The 20,090-nt window shown below is 65.8% G+C and carries 16 protein-coding genes; 8 read left to right on the forward strand and 8 right to left on the reverse strand.

Translation table 11 applies throughout. The features are described from left to right. Positions 1 to 108: 108 nt before the first annotated feature. The gene (locus C8J24_RS01380; protein WP_031394444.1) at positions 109 to 1,392 is read right to left on the reverse strand and encodes an acyl-CoA dehydrogenase family protein; all 1,284 of its coding nucleotides are present in this window, start codon (positions 1,390 to 1,392) and stop codon (positions 109 to 111) included. A gap of 156 nt (positions 1,393 to 1,548) precedes the next feature. Here C8J24_RS01380 and C8J24_RS01385 point away from each other — a divergent pair, with 156 nt between their 5' ends. Next, positions 1,549 to 2,778 carry a TetR/AcrR family transcriptional regulator gene (locus C8J24_RS01385; RefSeq protein ID WP_056674755.1) on the forward strand — a complete coding sequence of 410 codons (1,230 nt, stop codon included), beginning with the start codon at positions 1,549 to 1,551 and terminating at the stop codon, positions 2,776 to 2,778. Positions 2,779 to 2,843: 65 nt separating this feature from the next. On the opposite strand, the gene C8J24_RS01390 is transcribed toward C8J24_RS01385, so the two are convergent. From C8J24_RS01390 to C8J24_RS01400, 3 genes are all read right to left on the reverse strand, one after another. After that, entirely contained in the window at positions 2,844 to 4,166 is a 1,323-nt protein-coding gene (locus C8J24_RS01390; protein ID WP_244180328.1) for a spinster family MFS transporter, read from the reverse strand. A gap of 79 nt (positions 4,167 to 4,245) precedes the next feature. Next, a complete protein-coding gene (locus tag C8J24_RS01395) occupies positions 4,246 to 7,425 on the reverse strand; it encodes a TonB-dependent receptor domain-containing protein (protein ID WP_167396667.1) in 3,180 nt (1,059 codons plus the stop codon). Positions 7,426 to 8,108: 683 nt separating this feature from the next. Next, positions 8,109 to 8,723: a glutathione S-transferase family protein gene (locus C8J24_RS01400; RefSeq protein WP_107929769.1), complete on the reverse strand. Its 615-nt coding sequence runs from the start codon at positions 8,721 to 8,723 to the stop codon at positions 8,109 to 8,111. 77 nt (positions 8,724 to 8,800) lie between these two features. On the opposite strand from C8J24_RS01400, the gene C8J24_RS01405 reads away from it, so the two are divergent. From C8J24_RS01405 to C8J24_RS01425, 5 genes are all read left to right on the forward strand, one after another. Then, positions 8,801 to 10,369: a class I adenylate-forming enzyme family protein gene (locus tag C8J24_RS01405; protein WP_107929772.1), complete on the forward strand. Its 1,569-nt coding sequence runs from the start codon at positions 8,801 to 8,803 to the stop codon at positions 10,367 to 10,369. Beyond that, complete coding sequence (locus C8J24_RS01410) at positions 10,366 to 11,142, forward strand: thioesterase family protein (RefSeq protein WP_107929774.1); 777 nt, start codon at positions 10,366 to 10,368, stop codon at positions 11,140 to 11,142. Before C8J24_RS01405 ends, C8J24_RS01410 begins: the two co-directional genes overlap by 4 nt. A 148-nt stretch (positions 11,143 to 11,290) precedes the next feature. Further along, complete coding sequence (locus C8J24_RS01415) at positions 11,291 to 11,941, forward strand: EF-hand domain-containing protein (protein ID WP_146163610.1); 651 nt, start codon at positions 11,291 to 11,293, stop codon at positions 11,939 to 11,941. Positions 11,942 to 12,025: 84 nt separating this feature from the next. Continuing rightward, positions 12,026 to 12,745 (forward strand): response regulator, encoded by a 720-nt coding sequence (locus tag C8J24_RS01420; protein WP_031395033.1) that lies wholly within the window; start codon positions 12,026 to 12,028, stop codon positions 12,743 to 12,745. A 52-nt stretch (positions 12,746 to 12,797) separates the two neighbouring features. After that, positions 12,798 to 14,126, forward strand: a complete 1,329-nt coding sequence (locus C8J24_RS01425; protein WP_107929777.1) for a sensor histidine kinase — start codon at positions 12,798 to 12,800, stop codon at positions 14,124 to 14,126. A gap of 42 nt (positions 14,127 to 14,168) precedes the next feature. On the opposite strand, the gene C8J24_RS01430 is transcribed toward C8J24_RS01425, so the two are convergent. From C8J24_RS01430 to C8J24_RS01445, 4 genes are all read right to left on the reverse strand, one after another. Beyond that, the gene (locus tag C8J24_RS01430) at positions 14,169 to 15,458 is read right to left on the reverse strand and encodes an MFS transporter (RefSeq protein WP_031395035.1); all 1,290 of its coding nucleotides are present in this window, start codon (positions 15,456 to 15,458) and stop codon (positions 14,169 to 14,171) included. After that, positions 15,458 to 17,527, reverse strand: coding sequence for a M3 family metallopeptidase (locus C8J24_RS01435; protein ID WP_244180330.1), 2,070 nt, complete (start codon positions 17,525 to 17,527; stop codon positions 15,458 to 15,460). The genes C8J24_RS01430 and C8J24_RS01435 overlap by 1 nt, the downstream gene beginning before the upstream one ends. A 195-nt stretch (positions 17,528 to 17,722) precedes the next feature. Continuing rightward, entirely contained in the window at positions 17,723 to 17,941 is a 219-nt protein-coding gene (locus tag C8J24_RS01440) for a hypothetical protein (RefSeq protein WP_037529014.1), read from the reverse strand. After that, positions 17,938 to 18,726: a Crp/Fnr family transcriptional regulator gene (locus C8J24_RS01445; protein WP_338110759.1), complete on the reverse strand. Its 789-nt coding sequence runs from the start codon at positions 18,724 to 18,726 to the stop codon at positions 17,938 to 17,940. Before C8J24_RS01445 ends, C8J24_RS01440 begins: the two co-directional genes overlap by 4 nt. A gap of 68 nt (positions 18,727 to 18,794) precedes the next feature. Here C8J24_RS01445 and gntA point away from each other — a divergent pair, with 68 nt between their 5' ends. Both gntA and C8J24_RS01455 read left to right on the forward strand, forming a co-directional pair. Continuing rightward, positions 18,795 to 19,493, forward strand: coding sequence for a guanitoxin biosynthesis heme-dependent pre-guanitoxin N-hydroxylase GntA (gntA, locus tag C8J24_RS01450; RefSeq protein ID WP_107929781.1), 699 nt, complete (start codon positions 18,795 to 18,797; stop codon positions 19,491 to 19,493). Continuing rightward, positions 19,486 to 20,067 carry a DUF1989 domain-containing protein gene (locus tag C8J24_RS01455; protein WP_107929784.1) on the forward strand — a complete coding sequence of 194 codons (582 nt, stop codon included), beginning with the start codon at positions 19,486 to 19,488 and terminating at the stop codon, positions 20,065 to 20,067. Before gntA ends, C8J24_RS01455 begins: the two co-directional genes overlap by 8 nt. Positions 20,068 to 20,090 lie beyond the last annotated feature (23 nt).

The following is a 20,090-nucleotide window of genomic DNA, read 5'->3' on the forward strand; positions in this document are numbered from 1 at the left end:
AGATTTGGCGGGCGCGCAATCAAAAATGCCGTTCGTCCCGAGCGAAGTCGAAGGACTGACTCGTTCGGGGCATGTCCTTCGACTGCGCTCAGGACGAACGGGACAGGGTCAGCGGCTCACCCCGACATCCCCGCTCGACACGCCGCCTTTGCGAAAGTCCCCGTATTTGCCGAATTCGTTGCGCGCGATCGACCGGTTGTGGACCTCGTCGGGACCATCGGCGAAGCGCAGCGTCCGCATTGCCGCCCAGTCGTGCGCGAGCCGGAAGTCGTCCGACACGCCACCACCACCATGTGCCTGAATCGCATCGTCGAGGATCCTCAGCGCCATGTTCGGCGCAGCGACCTTGATCATCGAGATCTCGATCTGTGCGGATTTGTTGCCGGCCTTGTCCATCATGTCCGCGGCCTTGAGGCAGAGCAGCCGTGTCATCTCGATATCGATCCGCGCGGTCGCGATCCGCTCCTCCCAGACCGAGAAGTCGGCGATCCGCTTGCCGAACGCGACGCGACTCAGCAGCCGCTTCGCCATCGCCTCGATCGCGGTCTCCGCGACGCCGATCGTCCGCATGCAATGGTGGATGCGGCCCGGCCCGAGCCGCCCCTGCGCGATCTCGAACCCGCGTCCTTCGCCCAGCAGCACGTTCTCGACCGGCACGCGGACATTCTCGAGCACGACCTCGCCATGCCCGTGCGGCGCGTGGTCATAGCCATAGACGGACAGCATCCGCTTGATCGTCACGCCGGGCGTGTCCATCGGCACCAGGATCTGGCTCTGCTGCTGATGCCGCGATCCCTCGAAGCTCGTCTTGCCCATGACGATCGCGATCTTGCAGCGCGGATCGCCGACCCCCGACGACCACCATTTCGTCCCGTTGATCACATAATGATCGCCGTCGCGGACCATCGACGTCTCGATATTGGTCGCGTCCGATGACGCCACCGCAGGCTCGGTCATCAAAAAGGCGGACCGGACCTCGCCGCGCATCAGCGGGCCGAGCCACGCCTCCTTCTGCTCGCGGGTTCCATAGCGATGGAATACCTCCATATTGCCTGTATCGGGCGCCGAGCAGTTGAAACATTCGCTCGCCCAGCTGACCTTGCCCATCTCCTCGGCGCATAACGCATATTCAAGATTGGTCAGCTGCGTTCCCTCGAACACGAAGCTGTCATCGACGTGAGTTTGCCCGGAATGGGGGGGCATGAAGAAATTCCACAGCCCCGCGGCCTTGGCCTTTTCCTTCATCTCCTCGATCACCGGAATCACCTTCCAGCGCTCGCCATGGTGGGCCTGCGCGTCGTAATCGGCCTGACGCGGGCGGATATTCTGATCGATGAAGTCGCGCACGCGATCTCGGAAATAGGTCTCTCGGTCGCTGAAGCTGAAATCCATGCGGGCTCTCCATCGGTCCACGGTCTGGCGGTCGATTAGACCATACCGCGTATTCGGTAAAGCATCCCGGAGCGCGCCGAAAGCCGGTTTTCCGCTCGGCCACGAAAGCGCCTAAAAAGCACTGTAACTTCAAATCGAAGCTGTTAGGGTATTTTGATGAAGGTTCCGGCAGAGGCGATCGAAGACGGCGAACAGGGCACGAAGCGCTTCCGTGCCAAGCGTGACGCCATCCTCGCCGCAGCCGCAGAGGCGATCAACGAGCAAAGCGCCAAGGGCATGACCTTCGCGGACGTTGCGCGGCGGGTCGGGCTCAACACGACGAGCGTTACCTATTACTTCAAGCGCAAGGAAGACCTTGCCGCCGCCGCGTTCGAGAACACGCTCGATTATCTGCTGCGGATGCTCGACGAGGCGATGGTCGAGGCGACCCCGCAGGCGCGCGTCGCCCGCTATCTTGCGCTCAACATGGCGCGGCTCGGCCGGATCCACCGCGGCGAGGAAAAGGCGTTCGCGGTCCTGTCCGATCTGCGCGCCACCGAAGATCCGATCCGCAGCCGGCTGATGAACGGCTGGCGCGAGGTTTTCCGCCGCACCCGCCTCCTCTGGGGCCCGTCGACCGGCCGCGCACAGACCGACATTCAGAGCGCGCGCGCGCACGTCCTGCTCGAAAATACCTTCTGGTTGCCGATCTGGCTGACGCGGTACGAGCCGGACCAATATGCCCGTGTCGAGGCGCGGTTGATGGACGTGTTCGCGCACGGCATCGCCGGGCCGGGCGCGCGCTGGGCGCCGACGCTGCTCGATCTCAGCCATGACGATGCCGAGCCGGGGCGCGAGGCGTTCCTGCTGGCGGCGACGCGGCTTATCAACGAACTCGGCTATCGCGGCGCATCGGTGCAGAAGATCGCGTCCGAACTCAACGTGACCAAGGGCAGCTTCTACCACCATCTCGATGCGAAGGACGATCTGGTCATCGCCTGCTATCGCCGCAGCTTCGATACGATCGCCGATGCGCAGGGCCGCGGTGAGGCCGAGGGCGGTAGCTATTGGCACAAGCTGTCGAGCACCGTCGCGACGCTGCTCGACGTCCAGTTCGCCGAGCGCGGTCCGCTGCTTCGCACGACCGCGCTCAGCGGCCTGCCGCCAAGCGTCCGCGACGCGATGGTCGAGCGCTCGAACGGGATCGCGCGGCGCTATGCGGGGATGATGATGGACGGGATCGGCGAAGGCTCGATCCGCGCGGTCGATGCGCTGATCGCCGCGCAGGCGCTGATGGCGGTCCAGAATGCCGCCTTCGACATGCGCAAATGGGCGTCGACCATGCCGCGCGAGCGCGCCGTGGCGATGTATGCCTCGACGCTGATGTACGGCCTGTTCGACGATTGATCGGCAGAGGATCGGCGGGGACCGGCACAGGCTGACTGCCGCGCCGGTCCCCGCCCCCCCACGCCTCACGCCGCCGCGAGCGCGGCCTGATCCTCGGCGCGCTTGAGCAGCACGCCCGCACGCCAATAATGATAGAGCGCCCAGGGCGTCATCATCACGATGATGACCAGCGCATAGCGTAGTGATTCCTCGCCAAAGGTCGGCTTCAACAGGTCGCTCAGCCACCCGACCATCGTCGGGCCGAGGCCAAGGCCGACCAGGTTGATGACCAGCAGCGTGATCGCCGCCCACATCGCACGGGTCTTCAGCGGTGCGAGATGCTGGATCAGCGCGAAGCTCGGCCCCAGATAGGAGTTGGCGAAGATCAGGTAGATGAAATAGCTGCCGATCGCGATTGCCGGCACGTCGATCAGGTAGAAGGCCAGCGCGAAGGGCAGCGAAAGCCCCTTCATGACGAGCACGACCCAGCTCTGCACGTGAAGGCCGTGGCGCTTGGCGAGGACATCGGCGATCTTGCCGCCGGCGAGCGCCGAGATTGCCCCGAACAGGGCACCCGGCAGCGCGATATAGCGCGATACGTCGAGCATCGAGATACCCAGCGATCGCTGCATGAAGCTCGGCCCCCACCCCGTCAGCGCGTACCCGATCATCGAGGTCAGGGTCACGCCGACGACGAGATGCCGCGCGGGCGCGCTCGCCCACATCGAGGCAAAGCCCTGCGCGACGCTCGGCATCGGCGCTGGCGCAGCGACCGGACCGGCGTCCGAAAGGCCGCGACGCGGTTCGACCATGAACAGCCGGACGAGCACCGCCAGCGCGATACCGGGCAGCCCGACGGTCATCATCGCCACCCGCCAGCCATAGCTGTGTGCGACGACGCCACCGATCAGCGTCCCGAACCCCGCCCCCAGCACCACGCCGAGCGAATAGACCGCCATCGCACCCGCGCGCTTTTCGGGGGGATAGAGATCGGCGATGATCGAATGGCTGGGCGGGCTGGACCCGGCCTCGCCGATCCCGACGCCGATGCGCAACAGCATGAGTTGGGTGAAGTTTTGCGCCAGACCACACATCGCGGTCATCGCGCTCCAGATCGTCAGGCTCACCGCGATGATGTTGCGGCGGCTTGTCCGGTCGGCCAGTCGCGCGACCGGGATGCCGAGCGTGGCGTAGAAGATCGCGAACACCAGTCCCGAGAGCAGCCCGAGCTGCGTGTCGGTCAGCACCAGGTCCGTCTTGATCCGTTCGAGCAGGATCGCGAGGATCTGCCGATCCATATAGCTGAAGAAATAGGTGAGCGTGAGCAGGGTGAGCGTCAGGCCGCGGCGCTTCATGGCCAGGGAATCGGCGATGTCGGAATGCGTCTTCAACGCTGTCGCCATGGTCATCCTCTCGTATCGTTGCTGGCCTTGCGACCCTGTTGGGACCGTACCCAATCATGGAAAGCAAGGCCAGCGCCGAGAGCAATCAGAATTTTTGCGACAAACCGAGTTTTGCGGTGAAGCCGAGCGGCGAGGCGGTGAACGGATCGTAATTCTGGTCCAGCCGCGCGAAGGGCGGTGCGCGGTCGAAGATGTTGAGCGCGGACAGCGACACCGTCGATCCGGTCGGCAACGCGATCCTCAGCGTGGCATCCATCGTCTTGAACGCGCCGATCTCCTTGCCGCCCGTCACTGATCCACCCGCCAGCGCACCGAAGTTCGGCCCGAAGATCGCCGCGCCGCGCTGATCGGTATAGCCATCGATATAGTTGAACTGCACCCGCAGGCTGGCGACGTCGTAATCACCCTGCACATACCAGTTGCCCTTGATCTCGGGCACCGGATAGGCCGTCGTCTGGTAGTTGAGCAGGCCGACACCGTCGAATGCGGGCTGCACGACGATCCCTTCCACCGTCACGTCCTTGGTCTTGTAGTCGATGACATAGGTGCCGGTCGCGCCCACGGTGACGGTCGCCAGCCCGAGTTCGCCGCGAAAGCTTGCCTGGACGTCGAGACCGGAGGTCGTGACATTGGCGCTGTTGACATAGACGGTGCGCAACCGCTGGACATTGCCGACGCCGCAGCCCGCACCGGTGAAGGTGAAGCGCTGCTGGAGAGCGGCAAAGGCGGCATTGCCGCAATTCGCCGCGCCGCTCGCACCGAACAATGCGTTGACGATGCCCTGTGTCGGCTCCTGCTCGATCGGCCCCTTCAGGTCGTACCGGAAATAGTCGACGCTCGCATTGAACCCGCCCGCGTCGAGGATCACGCCGCCGCTATAGGTCGTCGCCTTTTCAGGCTCGAGATCCGGATTGCCGTTGATGTCGACCGCGCGGAACGAGGTGCCGATGATCTGCAGCGCGGTCAGATTGCCTTCGAGCTGCTGCGCGGGCGGTCCACGGAACGTCGTTCCGGCCCCGCCGCGCAGCGCGAGCCACGGCGCCACCTGGATGCGCAACCGCCCCTGCGGATTGAAGGTCGACCCGACATTGCCGCCATAATCCTCGTACCGCGCGGACAGCTGGGCGTTGATCGCCTCGAGGATCGGCAATTGCAGCTCGGCGAACAGCGCCTTCACGTCACCGACCGAGGACGCGTTCCGATTGGTGCCGAGAAAACCCAGCGCACCCGTCTGCGGCGTACAGGTCGCACGCGGATTGAGCGGCGTCCCCGGGCAGGGATTCACCGCCAGATTGCTGTCGGCATTATAGTTCACGGCATAATAATTGCGCCGATACTGGCCGCCGATCGCGAAACCGACATCGCCACCGGGCAGTCGCAGCCCGGTCCGCCCACCGAGCACGAGGTCGCCGACGAACAATTGCGTGTTGTAGACGGTGCGCGTCGTCCGGAAGAAATTGTCGACCGTCGCAATGTCGTTGACCAGCCCCGCACCGGGCGCGGTGCTGAGCCCGTTGGTGCCGCGCGACCCGGCGTAATTGGGGTTCACTTGGCCCGTGACCGGGTTGGCCGCCACTGCGGTCGAGAACGGGTTGAAGAAGGTGCAGCCGTTCGTTCCGGCAAGCGAAGCGATCTGCGCAGCGGTCAGCCCGGCGCGCGACGCGGTGGTCGCATAGGCGCAATTGGGGCCACCAAAGCCCGCGATCGCGTTCTGGAGAAGATCGCCGAACGTGTCGGTCCCCTCATTCTCGCGGACATATTGCGAATAGGTCCCGCTCGCGGTCAGGTTGATCCGATCGGTGACCTCCCACGACAGGTCCGCGGTAAAACGCATTTCCTCGGACTGGCGCTTGGAGAATGCCGATCCACGGTCATTGTCCCCGCCCCGCATGACCGGATTGCCACCGAGCAGTGCCGGACGGAAGAGCACGGGGAAGGCGAGCGCGGGTGCGAGCGGCGTGCCGTTCGCGGTCAGGCAGCCCGCCGCCGCACCATAGACCTGGCAATAATCGCGTAGTGCCGGCGCATAGGTCGGCACCTGGAAGAAGCCCGCACCGCCGCCCGCCGCATTCGCCGATGGCGGCAGCGTCGGCAGATAGGTCGGCGACGTCGTGATCCGCGTCGAGGTCGCTCCATAGAGCGCGGTCGCGGTGAACTGCAGCGAACTGGTGAGGTCGATTGCGACCTCGGCATAGGCCTGATACCGGTCCTCCGGCTCGACCAGATTGCCGAACTGGCCGTAATTGTTGAAGCATCGATCTGTCGGCACCGCGATCGTCCCGACCGCGGTCGGCGTCGGTGTCGTCGAGCCCGCGACGCTGCGGAATCCGCCGAGCGATTCACACCCCAGATCGCGAACGAAGTTCACCCCGTTCGACGCGCCGTTCGCGCCATAGCCGGTGAACAGACGCCCGCTGACCGGGTCGAGGAACGGAACGGTCGCGTTGAAATCGAGGTTGCCGGGATTGCCGCCGCCGGTCCACCCGCCCTGGGGATTGTTGGCGTAGGGCTGGATCGTAAAATCTCGATCGGTGGTACGCAGCTCGGACCGGTGCTGATAGCCGAACGACGCCAGCATCCGCACGCCGTTGCCGCTGTGGCCATAGCTCATGGCCGTGCCGTAATCGCCCTTCGACCCGTCGATATAGCGATAGTCGCCCGACACCAGGAAACCCTGCTGGTCGGTCCGTGTGATGAAATTGACCACGCCCGCGATCGCGTCCGAGCCATAGGTGGCGGCGGCGCCGTCCTTGAGCACCTCGACACGGCCGATCGCGGCCGACGGAATCAGGTTGATGTCGACGATCGGAATACCGCCCCCGACCGGCACCAGCCGCTTGCCGTTGAGCAGCACCAGCGTACGTTGTGGCCCCAGCCCGCGCAGATTGACCGACGCGACGCCTTCATTGCCCTGGCTGCGGCTGTCGAACTGGTTCGCGTCGCCGGTCACGCCGTTCGAGGTCGGCAGGTTCTTGAGCAGCTCGACCGCGGTCGGCGCACCCTGCTTCGCAAGTTCATCGCCCGAAATCACGTCGACGGGTGCGGCGGCATCCTCGGACGACCCGCGGATCAGCGAGCCGGTGACGATGATGTCGGCATTCTCTGACTGGGCGGCGGCGGCCTGCGCGGGGTTCGCTGTGACCTGCCCCGCTCCCGTCGTTCCCAATGGTTGTGGATCACCCCCGATTTGCGCTGCCGCCGGAACGGCAAGGGCCCATGCAAGTACGAAAAACGCGGACGCGACGAAATAGCGCTGCTTGGCCACATCACTCTCCCCTGTTCGGCCGAAGCACTTTGGCCCGTACCGCATCATCGAATAGATTCTTCTACGCCTTACGCGTCAAGCGGGAAAATCGTAGCATATTGCTACTAATCCCTGCCAATACTGTCATGTAGACGGCTTTCGCCAGTTCCGGATCGGCCAGAACCAATTTTCGATCTTGCGATAATGTAGTCCCGGGGAGAGGGGCTTTGCCGCAGCGGTCCGACCCTAAGGATACCAGCCGCCGCCGGCCTTCAAGCGCCGCAATGAGGCCACGCCAGTTAATGACGCAAAACGGGGCAGCGCACGCGGCGTCAGGCCGGGCCGCACAATGCTCGCTGATGCTGGGGTTTCAGGAAGGACGGCGGAAGGTACGGCCTTGCCGTCCTTCCGCCTTATCCCCTCTCCAAACTCGTCAAGGCGGCGACCTGTTGGACTGCCTGCCTGGTGATGCCGAGCACTGCGAGAGTGCTGCGAGGCTCAACCACCCTAAGTCCGTCTCTTTCCGAAACTGAACATCAGGTATGGGCAGCTATTGGCATGATTCGCCGGGGGATGCAAAGGGAAGTTCGGGTGCCCTCGCCGATGCCGGACTAAAGTCGGGGATCGCTGCCGGAGCGCCCTCCGACCACGTCCGGCCGGTCCGGAGCACGAGGCCGGGGCCAGGACCCGGGACGCCAGCGGCGCTAGGCCTGTGCGCTCGGGCGGCCCGACGCACGATCGTGCCAGGCCCTGAGATGCTCCAGCTCGTCCGGGATGGGAATGCCGACGAACGCGGCAAAATCGATCGTCGTCAGCAGGACGATGTCGGCGATGGTATAGCGCACCCCGTCGAGCCATTCGGTGTCCGCCAGCGCAGCGTCGAACTCGGCCATGGCCGCCCGGACACGCGGCCGCTGGGTTTCGCCGAATTCGGTATATTGCGGCTTCACGATCCGCGCCGTCCAGGGATGCGTATGCTGCCACACCAGCGACAGCGGTGTCATCAGCCGCAGTTCGACCCGCCGCGTCCACATGTCCACCTCGGCGATATTGTGCGCGCCGTGCCCGAACAGCGGCGGCTCCGGATGCAGCGCCTCGAAATATCGACAGATCGCGACGCTCTCGGTCAGCACACGACCATCGTCGAACGCCAGCGCAGGCGTCTGGCCATAGGGGTTCACCGCGAGGAACGGCGCCGCCTTGTGCTCCGCCTTGGGTATCGACACCTGCACCATTGGGATGCGCACCTGCTTTTCGGCGAGGAAGATCCGGACGCGGCGCGGGTTGGGCGCCGGCGAGGCACTGTCATAGAACAACATCGGCTGATCCTTTTGCGAGTCGCCTTTTCGAATATCGCGTATGGCATTCGATGCGCACTTCGCCTAGCCACGCGGATATGACGATCGCCTCCGATTTGCTCGCTACCGGCTTCGCGACCCTGCCGGATCTGATCCGCGCACACGCCCGCGAACGCGGATCATCGACCGCCATCGCGGATCCGCAGGGCAGCATCGACTATGCGACGCTCGACCGGACGATGGACCGCGTTGCGGCGGCGCTGCAACGCGACGGCATCGCCGCGGGACAGGCGATCGCGATCGTCGCCGCGCCGTCGACCAGCTATCTTTCTGTTTTCCTTGGCGCGGTACGGGCCGGCTGTGTCGCGACGCCAATCGCGCCGTCGGCGATTCCCTCGGCGATCGCGGCGATGATCGCGGACAGCGGCGCGCCGATCGTCGTTCTCGACGAGCCCATGGCGCAGGCTCTGGCGGACGAACGCGTCACCGCGCGGATCCTGCTCCTGTCGGACGCCGACCTGCCGCCCGAGGGGCCGTCCGGCGACGCCGAGCTGTTGGAGCACTGGCTCGCGCCCGATGGCGCACGCCCCACGCCCGTGGCGATCGCGCCTGGCGATGCGTTCAACATCATCTACTCGTCGGGCACGACCGGCACCCCCAAGGGGATCGTCCAGAGCCATGCGATGCGCTGGGCACATATCGCGCGCAACAGCGCCGCAGGGTTCGACACCGCGGTCACGATGATCGCGACGCCGCTCTATTCGAACACCACGCTCGTCAGCGTCCTGCCCACGCTCGGCTGGGGCGGCAGCGTCGTGCTGATGGGCAAGTTCGACGCGCGCGGCTATCTGACGCTCGCCGAGCGCTACCGCGCGACGCACACGATGCTCGTCCCCGTCCAGTATCAGCGGATCATGGCGCTCCCCGATTTCGACGCGTTCGACCTGTCGGCCTTCCGTTTCAAGACGAGTACCAGCGCGCCCTTCTCCGCCGCGCTGAAGGCCGACGTGGTCGCGCGCTGGCCGGGGCTGCTCGTCGAGTTTTACGGCATGACCGAAGGCGGAGCGAGCTGCGCGCTCAACGCGACCGCGCATCCGACCAAGCTGCATAGCGTGGGTCAGCCGATGCCGGGGCACGAGATCCGCCTGATCGACGACGACGGCGTCGAGGTGCCGCCGGGCGAAATGGGCGAGGTTGTCGGCCGCTCGCCCGCAATGATGAACGGCTATCACGGCCGCAGCGCTGCGACGCGCGACGCCGAATGGCATGATGCCGAGGGCAACCGCTATATCCGCCACGGCGATGTCGGTCGGTTCGACGAGGACGGCTTCCTGATCCTGATGGATCGCAAGAAGGACCTGATCATCTCGGGCGGGTTCAACATCTACCCCTCCGACCTCGAGGCGGTGCTTGGGCAGCATCCCGACGTCGCCGATTGCGCGGTCATCGGCATGCCGTCGGAGAGCTGGGGCGAGACGCCGGTTGCGGTCATCGTCCCTCGCTCGCCCGAGGCTAACCCGGCGGATATCCTGGCATGGACCAACGCGCAGCTCGGCAAGACCCAGCGCCTGTCGGGCATCCATCCGACCAGCGAACTTCCCCGCAGCGCGATCGGCAAGGTGCTCAAACGCGAACTGCGCGACCGGCTGACGGGCACGCCGGCATGACCAGTCTCCGACAGGCGATCGACGCGCTGCAACCGACCGAGGGCGGCTGGCGCGGGACCGTGCCGGACAATTGGCTGCAGGGGCGCACCGCCTATGGCGGGTTCTCGGCCGCGCTCGCGCTGCATGCCGCGCAAATGTCGGACACCGACCTGCCACCGCTCCGGTCGGCGCAAGTCTCGTTCATCGGGCCGCTGTCAGGCGACATCGTCATCCGCGCGACGCGGCTAAGACGCGGCCGCAATGCCGCGTTCGTCCAGGCGGACGTCGAAAGCGCGGCAGGGCTCGGGCTGCGCGCCACCTTCGTCTTCATGGGGCCGATCGCCTCGCGCGTCGACCACCACACCGGCACCGCGCCCGCCTTCGCGGTACCCGACGCCGACACCGCGACCTATCGCGGCCACAGCGCGGTCGCCTTCTCGCGCAATTTCGATCTGCTCGACCGGCGCGACGACAGCGTCGGCCCCGCCGAATGGTTGCGCTGGGTCCGGCTGGCGGATCGCGAGGGGCTCGATTCGATGGTCGAGCTGATCGCGGTCGCGGACTGCCTGCCACCCTCCGCGCTCAAGCTGCTCGGCGGGCCGGCACCGCTCAGCTCGATGACCTGGCTGCTCAACATTCTCGGCCCGCAGCCGGTGACGCAGGATGGCTGGTGGCTGCTGCGCGCGACGACCGACTATGTCCGCGACGGCAGTTCGAGCCAGTCAATGGCGATCTGGAACGCGCAAGGCCTGCCGATCGCCGAACAGATGCAGAGCGTCGCGATCTTTGCCTGACCGCCACGTCAGGTCGGCCGCGCGCGAATGTGACGTGCACGATACAGATTGCGACAGTTTATCCGTCACCTGACAAAGCGTCGCGACAGCCGATCGTCATAACCGGGACATTCGATGGGGATCAGCCCCGTCCGACCGGAGATACGCGATGCGCAAGACCCTGCTCACGCTGGCGCTGACAGCCAGCAGCTTTGCCGCCACGGCATGCGGCGCACAGTCCGCCCCCGCCGACCGCGCCGACGCCGCCGCCACCAGCGCCGCCAACCGCGCCGCGCTGCAGACGACCATCGCCGGCCAGGCGCAGGCGGCGCCCGCACCGGCCCCCCGCGGTCCCGGTCCGCGGCACGCAGGCCGGATGCGCGGCGGGCCGATGATGCAGGCTGACACCGATCGCGACGGTGTCCTCACCCGCGCCGAAGTCGTCGCGCAGGCCGAGGCCCAGTTCGCCCGATTGGACGCCGACGGCGACGGCATCGTGACCGCAGCCGAACGCCAGGCGGCACGCGAAGCGATGCGCGATCGTCGCGAGGCCCGGATGGCGGCACGCGGCAAGACGCTCCCGCCCGAGCCCGCAGGCATGGCGGACGGCAAGAAGGACCAGATGATGCGCGGCAGGCGCGGCGGCGGTGACGGCGTGCTCACGCAGGCCGAATTCATCGACCGTGCCGGGCAGCGTTTCGACCGGATGGACGCCAATCGTGACGGACGGCTCGACGCGGGCGAGCGGCCGGATCGCCGTGCGATGCGCCATGGTCGCGGGCACCGGATGGACCGGCCGGGCGGCGACACCGATCAGTAATCCGCCCCCCTGCCCCTGCGCGCCGGACGGTCTGCGATCGTCCGGCGCTTCCTTTGGACACGCACCATGCTAGACGTCGCCCCCATGGGAGACATGCCGCATCTGTTGCTCGTCGATGACGAGCGTTCGATCCGCGAGCCGCTGGCCGCCTATCTGACCAAGCAGGGATTTCGCGTCACGCAGGCGGGCGACGCGGAGGCCGCGCGGACGCGGCTGACCGCCTATGCGATCGACCTCGTCATCCTCGACATCATGATGCCGGGCGAGGACGGGCTGAGCCTGTGCCGCCACATCGCCGCGACCAGCGACGTGCCGGTCATCCTGCTGACCGCGCGCGCCGAGGAAACCGACCGGATCGTCGGGCTGGAAATGGGCGCCGACGACTATGTCGTGAAGCCTTTCTCGCCGCGCGAACTCGCGACGCGGGTGAAGGTCGTCCTGCGCCGCGCCACCGCGGGCGGCGCACGTCAGCATGCGCCCGAAGCCAATTCCTACGCCTTTGCCGGCTGGGTGCTCAAATCGGGCGAACGCGCGCTGGTCGATCGCGAAGGCGTGTCGGTGCCGCTGTCGACAGGCGAGTACAACCTGCTGCTCGCGCTGGTCACGCGACCGCGTCAGGTCCTGACCCGCGACCAGCTGCTCGATCTGACCCAGGGGCGCGAGGCCGCCGCGTTCGATCGCGCGATCGACAACCAGGTCAGCCGGCTGCGTCGCAAGATCGAGGCGGATGCCAAGACGCCCGAACTGATCAAGACGGTCTGGGGCGGCGGCTATACGCTGGCGGCCGAGGTCATCCGTCTGTGATCCCGCACCCGTGACGGCGTCCCGACCCTGGCCGCGCAGTCTGGCAGGGCAGATGGCGCTGCTGATCGCACTCGCCCTGTTCGTCGCGCAGGCGATCAATTTCGGGCTCATCCTTCGCGACCGGACCGAATTTCGTCTCGCCCAGGCGACGCGACCGGTGGCGACGCGGATTGCCGACGCGCTCGAGCGCGAGGCGCATGCCGGGCGACCGCTGACCGCCGACCGCGGCCGGGTCCGTCGCCTCACCGCCAATCCGCTCGCCCCCTTCGCCTATCAACGGCATCCTGAGGTCGCGGCGGAACTCCGTCGCCAGCTTGCCGACCAAGGGCTGACGGTGGGCCGGATCGATACCGGTCTGCGCCCGGTTTCCGACGACGATGCAGAGCCCCGGCGGCGGAAGGGTCTTCGCAACACCAACCGGCAGGGTGATCGACAGGGCGACCGGCAGGGCGGAACGCTGGTGATCGCGGTCGAACAGCCGGGCCGCGGGTGGCTGGCGATCACCGCGCCGTGGCCGCAGCCGGGCTGGCGGCTGCTGTTCGCGCTGTTGAGCCAGACCGCGATCCTGTACGTCATCGTGCTGCTGCCGGTGCTGTGGATCGTCCGGCGGATGTCGCGCCCGTTGCGCGATCTGCGCGCCGCGGCGGAGGCGTTCCGGCCGGGCGAGCCGGGCATCGCGCTGTCGGTTCGCGGCCCCGACGACGTCGCCGCGCTGGTCGCCGCGTTCAACGCGCTGCGGCTGCGCGTCACCGCGATGCTCGACGAGAAGGATCGGATGCTCGGTGCGATCGGCCATGACCTGCGCACGCCGCTGGCAGCACTGCGTGTCCGTATCGAATCGGTCGAGGACGACACCGATCGCACGCGGATGGCGGACACGATCGCCGAGATGAACCGCACGCTCGACGACATCCTGTCGCTCGCCCGGCTCGGCCGTCCGAGCGAGCCGCCGACCGATGTCGATCTGGCGGCGCTGGTCGACGCGGTGGTCGAGGATTTCCGCGATATCGGTAACAACGTGACCTTCGTCGAGGCGGGCCGACTGCGGATGCACCTGCGCCCGTCGCTGATCCGGCGTGCGGTGCGCAACCTGATCGAGAATGCGGTCAAATATGGTGTTTCGGCAGAGGTCCGCGTCGAGGCCGACGCGCGCCGCGTCGCGATCGTCGTCGCCGATCAGGGACCCGGGATCCCCGAGGATCGCATGGGCGACGTGTTCGACGCGTTCACCCGGCTGGAAACGTCGCGCAATCGCGAGACCGGGGGCATCGGATTGGGCCTTGCGCTCGCCCGCGCCATCATCCGCGAGGCCGGCGGCGAGATCCGCCTCGTCAACCGCACGGGCGGCGGCCTGAACGCGATCATCGAACTCCCGCGCTGACCGGTCTTCCCCCTCCCCGCCGGAGAGGGGGACAATGCTCGCCTAGTCCTCGACGATCTGGCTGTTCGTCCGCGTATCCTTCATCCGCAGATACACGATCAGCGACACCGCAATCATCCCGGTCACATACCAGTAGAAGCCGCGCTCGAACCCGGAATCCTTGAACTTGAGCGCGACATATTCGGCGGTCCCGCCGAACAGCGTGTTGGCGAGCGCGTAGGGCAACGCGACGCCCAGCGCCCGGATATGCGCGGGGAACAGCTCGGCCTTCACGACCGCGTTGATCGAGGTGTAGCCCGTCACGATCAGCAGCGCCGCCATCACGAGCAACCCTGCATAGACCGGGTTGGTCGCCGTCTCGAGCGCGGTGAAGATCGGATAGGTGAACAGCACGCCTGCAATGCCGAACGCGATCATCAGCGGCTTGCGGCCGACCCGATCCGACAGCCCGCCCGCGATCGGCTGCAGCAGCATGAACACGAACAGCGTCGCGGCATTGATCTGGCTCGCCACTTCGCGGCTGAAACCGCTCGTGTTCACCAGGAACTTCTGCATGTAGATCGAGTAGGCATAGAAGGCGAGCGTACCGCCTGCGGTCAGCAGCATCACCGTCATCGTCTCGCGCGGATGCTTGGTGATCAGCTGGAGGAAGCCCGACTTGGGCTTGCCGTCGCCCGCCTCGGACTTGGCATTCTCGAAGCTCTGCGTCTCGGCCAGCCCGCGACGGATGTAGAACACGACCACGGCCAGGACCGCACCGATCGCGAACGGAATGCGCCAGCCCCAGGAGTCGAGTGCCGCCTCGCTCATCGTCGACTGCAGCACCAACAGCACGCAGATCGCGAGCAGCTGTCCCGAGATCAGCGTGACATACTGGAACGACGAGAAGAACCCGCGGCGATCCTTGCCTGCCATCTCGGTCAGATATGTCGCCGACGCGCCATATTCACCGCCGACCGAAAGCCCCTGCATCAGGCGTGCGATCACCAGCATGATCGGCGCGAACACGCCAATCGTTTCGTATCCCGGCGTACATGCGATGATCAGCGACCCCGCGCACATCAGCGTGACCGCGACCGTCAGCCCCGCCTTGCGGCCGTGGCGATCCGAATAGACCCCCATGATCCACGCGCCGATCGGCCGCATCAGGAAGCCGACGGCAAAGATCGCCGCCGCGCTCAGCAGCTGCGCGGTGCGATCCGTCGACGGGAAGAAATGCGGTGCGAAGTAGAGCGTGAAGGCGGAATAGACGTACCAGTCGAACCATTCGACGAGATTGCCGGTCGATCCGCCGATGATCGCTTTCAGGCGCGTTTTCTGATCGGGGGCCATTATTTCGCGTCCTGTGCGGCTTGGGTTGGGGCAAAGCCGCGCTTCTTGAGCAACGCGTTCACATCCGGGTCGCGACCGCGAAAGGCGCGATACGCCTCGGCACGATCGGTCTCGTTACCCGTCGACAGCAGGAGCCTTGCGAACTTGTCCGCGGTCGGCTTGTCCCAGGGGCTGCCCGCCTCCTCGAACGCGGCGAACGTGTCCGCGTCCATCGTCTCGGACCAGAGATAGCTGTAATAGCCCGCCGAATAGCTGTCGGACGAGAACAGATGCTGGAACTGCGGCACGCGGTGCCGCATCACCAGCTGCTTGGGCATGCCGATCTCGGCGAGGGTCGCCGCCTCGAACTTGTCCGGGTCGATCACGCCATTGGCCACGGTGTGGATCTTCATGTCGACGATCGCCGACGACAGATATTCCGCGGTGGCAAAGCCCTGGTTGAACGTCCGTGACTTCTCGATCTTGTCGAGCAGGTCCTGCGGCATCGCCGCCTTGGTCTGGTAATGCCGCGCATATTTGTCGAGCACGTCGCGAGTGAGCAGCCAATGCTCGTTCACCTGGCTGGGATATTCGACGAAGTCGCGCGGCGTCCCTGCAAGGCCCGGATACTGGACGTTCTGCAGCATCGCATGGATCGCATGGCCGAATTCGTGGAACAGCGTCTGCGCATCGTCAAGGCTGATCAGGATCGGCTCGCCAGGTGCGCCCTTGGCGAAATTGTTGTTGTTCGACGACAGCACCAGCTGCGCCGGGGCCAGCCCGCGCTGCCCGCGATAGGTGTTCGCCCAGGCGCCCGAGCGCTTGCCCGTCCGCGCGAAATCGTCGCGGTAGAACAGCCCGACATCCTTGCCGGCCTTGTCCGTCACGCTCCACACGCGCATGTTCGGCTCGAACACCGGCACCGTGCCGGTGATCTCCTTGAAGTTCAGCCCGTACAGCCGGTTAGCGGCGTAGAGCGATCCCTGGATGATGTTGCCGAGCTCGAAATACGGCTTGAGCTGCGCCTGGTCGAGATCGTACCGGCTTTTGCGCACCTTCTCCTGGTAGAAGCGATAATCCCAGGGTTCGATCGTCAGCGACGCGCCGGCGATCTTCTGCATGTCGGCGACCTCTTCGGCGACGCGCCCCTTGGCGGCGGGCCAGACGCGCATCATGAGGTCCATCGCCGCGGCGGGCGTCTTGGCCATCGTGTCCTGCATCCGCCAGTCGGCATGCGTCTTGAAACCGAGCAGATGCGCGCGGTCGGCACGCAGCTTGACGATCTGCGCGATCGTCGCGTTCGTGTCGTTGGCATCGCCGTTACCGCCGCGATTGACGAACGCGCGCCACACCTTCTCCCGCAGGGCGCGGTCGGTCGCGTAGGTCAGCACCGGATCGACCGCGCTGCGCGTGTTGACGATCGCGAAGCCCGGCAGCTTGCGCTCGGCCGCCGCGGCCTTGGCGACCGCCTTCACGCTGTCGGGAAGCCCGGCCAGCTGCGCCTCGTCGGTGACCGAGATCGCCTTGCTCTCGTCGGCGAGCAACTTCTCGCCAAAGGTCGAGAACTGCGTCGCGAGCTGCTGGTTATACTGAGAAAGCTGCGCCTTCTGCGCATCGTTCAGTTTCGCGCCCTGGCGCACATAGCTGTCATAGATCCGCGTCACGAGCCGGATCTGCTGCGCGTCCAGCCCGCTCGAATTGCGCGCGTCGTAGACCGCCTGGATCCGCGCAAACAACGGCTTGTCGAACGTGATCGCATCCGACGCGGCGGAGAATTTTGGCGACCATTCGCGGTCGAGCTTCTGATAGGCGGGCGTGTTCATGTTGCCCGTCATCACGCCGAACAGCGTCATCACCTGCCCGTAGCGCTTGCCCGCAAGCTGGATCGGCACGATCGTGTTCGCGAAGGTCGGCTTGGCCGGGTTGTCGGCGATCTTGCGATATTCGGCGGTGCGCTCCGCCAGCGTCGTCTGGAACGCCTGCGGGAACAGTTCGGGGCGGACCTTGTCCCAGGGCGGTACCCCGCCGGCGGGGCCGGTCCAGTCGGCAAGCAGCGGATTGGCGGAGGGCGCGACCGCGGTCTGCGCCATGGTAGATGCTGACGCCATCAATGCGGCTGCACTGATTGCGAGGGGTAGAAAATGCACATGGTTCTCCCGGACGATGTTGACGCCACCATAGAGACAATGTGCAGATGCGGAACCCCGCGTGCCGCGGCGCCCCCCCCCGACCCGCGCCGGCAGGCCGTGTCCAGGGCGCCAAAGGACCGGTCAGGCTGCCCGGGACTAGACGTCGTCAGACGCCTCTGAATGCCCATCCATAGCGTTTGAAGGCGGGGACTGCTGTTCAGCCAGACGTGCCGCCTCGATCAGCCGGCGGCCCGTTTCGGCCGCCGCCGCGGGCGTCATCGCGATTGCCAGGCCATTGGGTCCATCAAGCGTCACCTGCCCCTGCTCGGCCGCCGCTACGCCCGGCTCGTCCTCCGGCTTCAACCTGTCGTTCATGCAAAGGCTCCGGCGGGGGTGGCGCTCGTCCCGTAAAGATAGTCGGGATTAAATTCCCCAACACTCGCCAGCCCGGCTGGATCCATGATCTCGACGGTATTTGCCCGGAATGTCACCAGCTTGCGCTCTCGCAGCAAGCGCAGCACGCGATTGACGTGGACGCCGGTGATGCCGCAGGCCTCCGCCAGATCGGGCTGGGTCATCGGCAGCGTGTAGCAGCCGTCCTTCGCCAAGCCGACCATCGCCAATCGTGCGTAGATCTCGCAGAACAGATGCGCCACGCGGCCCTCGGCGCCGAGCCGCCCCATCCGGAAAATCCATTCGCGGTGCATCGCCGCATCGAGCAGCGTGCTGAACCAGAGCCGCTGCGTCAGATGCGGATGCCGTTCCGTAATCGTCTTCAGCGTCGCATGATCGAACGTCGCGACCTTTACCGGCCCCAATGTGGCGACGTCATGATCCAGCCGCTTCATCGGGAAGGCGTGAAGATCGACAAAATCCCCCGGGATATGGACGGCGACGAGCTGCCGCAGACCATCCCGATCATCCATGTAACGGCAGATGAACCCTTCGAGCAGCAGCGTGCTCGTCTGGACGGGCTGGCCGGCACGCACGAGGCGATGGCGCGGCGGCAGCGACCTTACCTCGGCGACGCTGTCCTCCAGGATCTGCTTTTCCTGTGCGCTCAGGTCCTCGCGGCCTCGGCCCAGCAAGAATTTTTCCGTCAGCATGCCTGTTTCCCCACCGCAATACCGCGCACGTGACGCGCTCATCAGCGGATTCATATTGATCGAGATGAGTCAATCGCGTCGAAGGCGAAACAAAGCCGCCGGCCATCTGTTCCTCGTCGACCATGTATCAGCCGCAATCCCAAAATGACCATCCGCTCGCACGCGCGTTCATCGCGACGATCAAGGACACTGCCTTTCCGTGTGTCGGCGCCAAGTCGGCGCTGGCGAAGGGGCAGATGGACATCATCGTCGCGCGCGACCTTCGATCGGCATGGGACGACCTGCGCATCCTGCCGATGCTGGGCGACACGGTCCGCAAATATCACCAGGATCGCGCGATCTTCCGGACGCTAGTGGTCCTGTTCGAAGGTCCGGCCGACAGTTCCACGCACCTGAGCGAAGAGGAATTCGAAGCGCACCTCTGGGCTCGGGCCCAGTCGCTGAGCGACAAGGACGCGTGGCTTGGCCATCGTCCAGATCCCTCGGTCAGCGCCGATCCCGACGATCCGCATTTTTCGCTGAGCTTTTCCGGCGAAGCGTTTTTTGTTGTCGGCCTGCACCCCCAGGCAAGCCGTCCGGCGCGTCGTTTCGAGGCACCGGCGATGGTGTTCAACCTCCACGACCAGTTCGAGGTGCTGCGGACGCAACAGCGCTATGACAAGTTGCGCACGTCGATCCTGGCGCGCGATCTCGAGTTGGCGGGGTCGATGAACCCGATGCTTGCGCGCCACGGCGAATCGAGCGAGGCACGCCAATATAGCGGGCGGGTCGTCGATGATTCCTGGAAATGCCCGTTCAAGCGGAGCAGTGCACATGGTTGAAACGATCAGCCCCCGGTCGGGGACAGCCTTCACGCTCGATCGCGGCCAGACGCTGACCGTGATCGATCCCGAGGGCCGGCAGGTCGCCGATCTTCTGGCTTATAGCCGCGCCGACACGCGCGAGGTGATTTCGTCGGGGCGGACGCTGGACTATGCCAGCCGGCTCTATCTCACCACGGGCGACCGGCTCTATTCGAACCGCAGCACCGTGATGCTCGACATCATCGCCGATGATGTCGGCCGGCATGATTTCCTGCTGACGCCGTGTTCGAAGGAAACCTTCGCGATCATCTACGGCGACGCCGATCCGCACCGGGGCTGCTTCGGCAATCTCGTGGCGGCGCTCGCGCCTTATGGTATCGAGCCGGATGCGATCCCGGTCGCGTTCAACTGCTTCATGAACGTGCCGATCGATGGCTCGACCGGGGCGTTCACGGTCGAACCACCGCTCAGCCGCGCCGGCGACACCGTCACGTTCCGCGCGGAGATGGACCTGATCATCGGCCTGACCGCCTGCTCCGCGCTCCAGTCCAATGGCGGCGCGTTCAAACCGATCCAGTACCGGATCGACTGACGCCGTCTGCCCTTTGGCGCCGA

Source organism: Sphingomonas aerolata (assembly GCF_003046295.1).
In the GTDB taxonomy this organism is placed as follows: Bacteria; Pseudomonadota; Alphaproteobacteria; order Sphingomonadales; family Sphingomonadaceae; genus Sphingomonas; species Sphingomonas aerolata.

What these genes read in the sequence shown, in the direction of transcription:
- C8J24_RS01380 (WP_031394444.1), bottom strand. Translation starts at nt 1,392, where the DNA reads ATGGATTTCAGCTTCAGCGACCGAGAGACCTATTTCCGAGATCGCGTG.
- C8J24_RS01385 (WP_056674755.1), top strand. Translation starts at nt 1,549, where the DNA reads ATGAAGGTTCCGGCAGAGGCGATCGAAGACGGCGAACAGGGCACGAAG.
- C8J24_RS01390 (WP_244180328.1), bottom strand. Translation starts at nt 4,166, where the DNA reads ATGACCATGGCGACAGCGTTGAAGACGCATTCCGACATCGCCGATTCC.
- C8J24_RS01400 (WP_107929769.1), bottom strand. Translation starts at nt 8,723, where the DNA reads ATGTTGTTCTATGACAGTGCCTCGCCGGCGCCCAACCCGCGCCGCGTC.
- C8J24_RS01405 (WP_107929772.1), top strand. Translation starts at nt 8,801, where the DNA reads ATGACGATCGCCTCCGATTTGCTCGCTACCGGCTTCGCGACCCTGCCG.
- C8J24_RS01410 (WP_107929774.1), top strand. Translation starts at nt 10,366, where the DNA reads ATGACCAGTCTCCGACAGGCGATCGACGCGCTGCAACCGACCGAGGGC.
- C8J24_RS01415 (WP_146163610.1), top strand. Translation starts at nt 11,291, where the DNA reads ATGCGCAAGACCCTGCTCACGCTGGCGCTGACAGCCAGCAGCTTTGCC.
- C8J24_RS01420 (WP_031395033.1), top strand. Translation starts at nt 12,026, where the DNA reads ATGGGAGACATGCCGCATCTGTTGCTCGTCGATGACGAGCGTTCGATC.
- C8J24_RS01425 (WP_107929777.1), top strand. Translation starts at nt 12,798, where the DNA reads ATGGCGCTGCTGATCGCACTCGCCCTGTTCGTCGCGCAGGCGATCAAT.
- C8J24_RS01430 (WP_031395035.1), bottom strand. Translation starts at nt 15,458, where the DNA reads ATGGCCCCCGATCAGAAAACGCGCCTGAAAGCGATCATCGGCGGATCG.
- C8J24_RS01435 (WP_244180330.1), bottom strand. Translation starts at nt 17,527, where the DNA reads ATGGCGCAGACCGCGGTCGCGCCCTCCGCCAATCCGCTGCTTGCCGAC.
- C8J24_RS01440 (WP_037529014.1), bottom strand. Translation starts at nt 17,941, where the DNA reads ATGAACGACAGGTTGAAGCCGGAGGACGAGCCGGGCGTAGCGGCGGCC.
- C8J24_RS01445 (WP_338110759.1), bottom strand. Translation starts at nt 18,726, where the DNA reads ATGAATCCGCTGATGAGCGCGTCACGTGCGCGGTATTGCGGTGGGGAA.
- gntA (WP_107929781.1), top strand. Translation starts at nt 18,795, where the DNA reads ATGTATCAGCCGCAATCCCAAAATGACCATCCGCTCGCACGCGCGTTC.
- C8J24_RS01455 (WP_107929784.1), top strand. Translation starts at nt 19,486, where the DNA reads ATGGTTGAAACGATCAGCCCCCGGTCGGGGACAGCCTTCACGCTCGAT.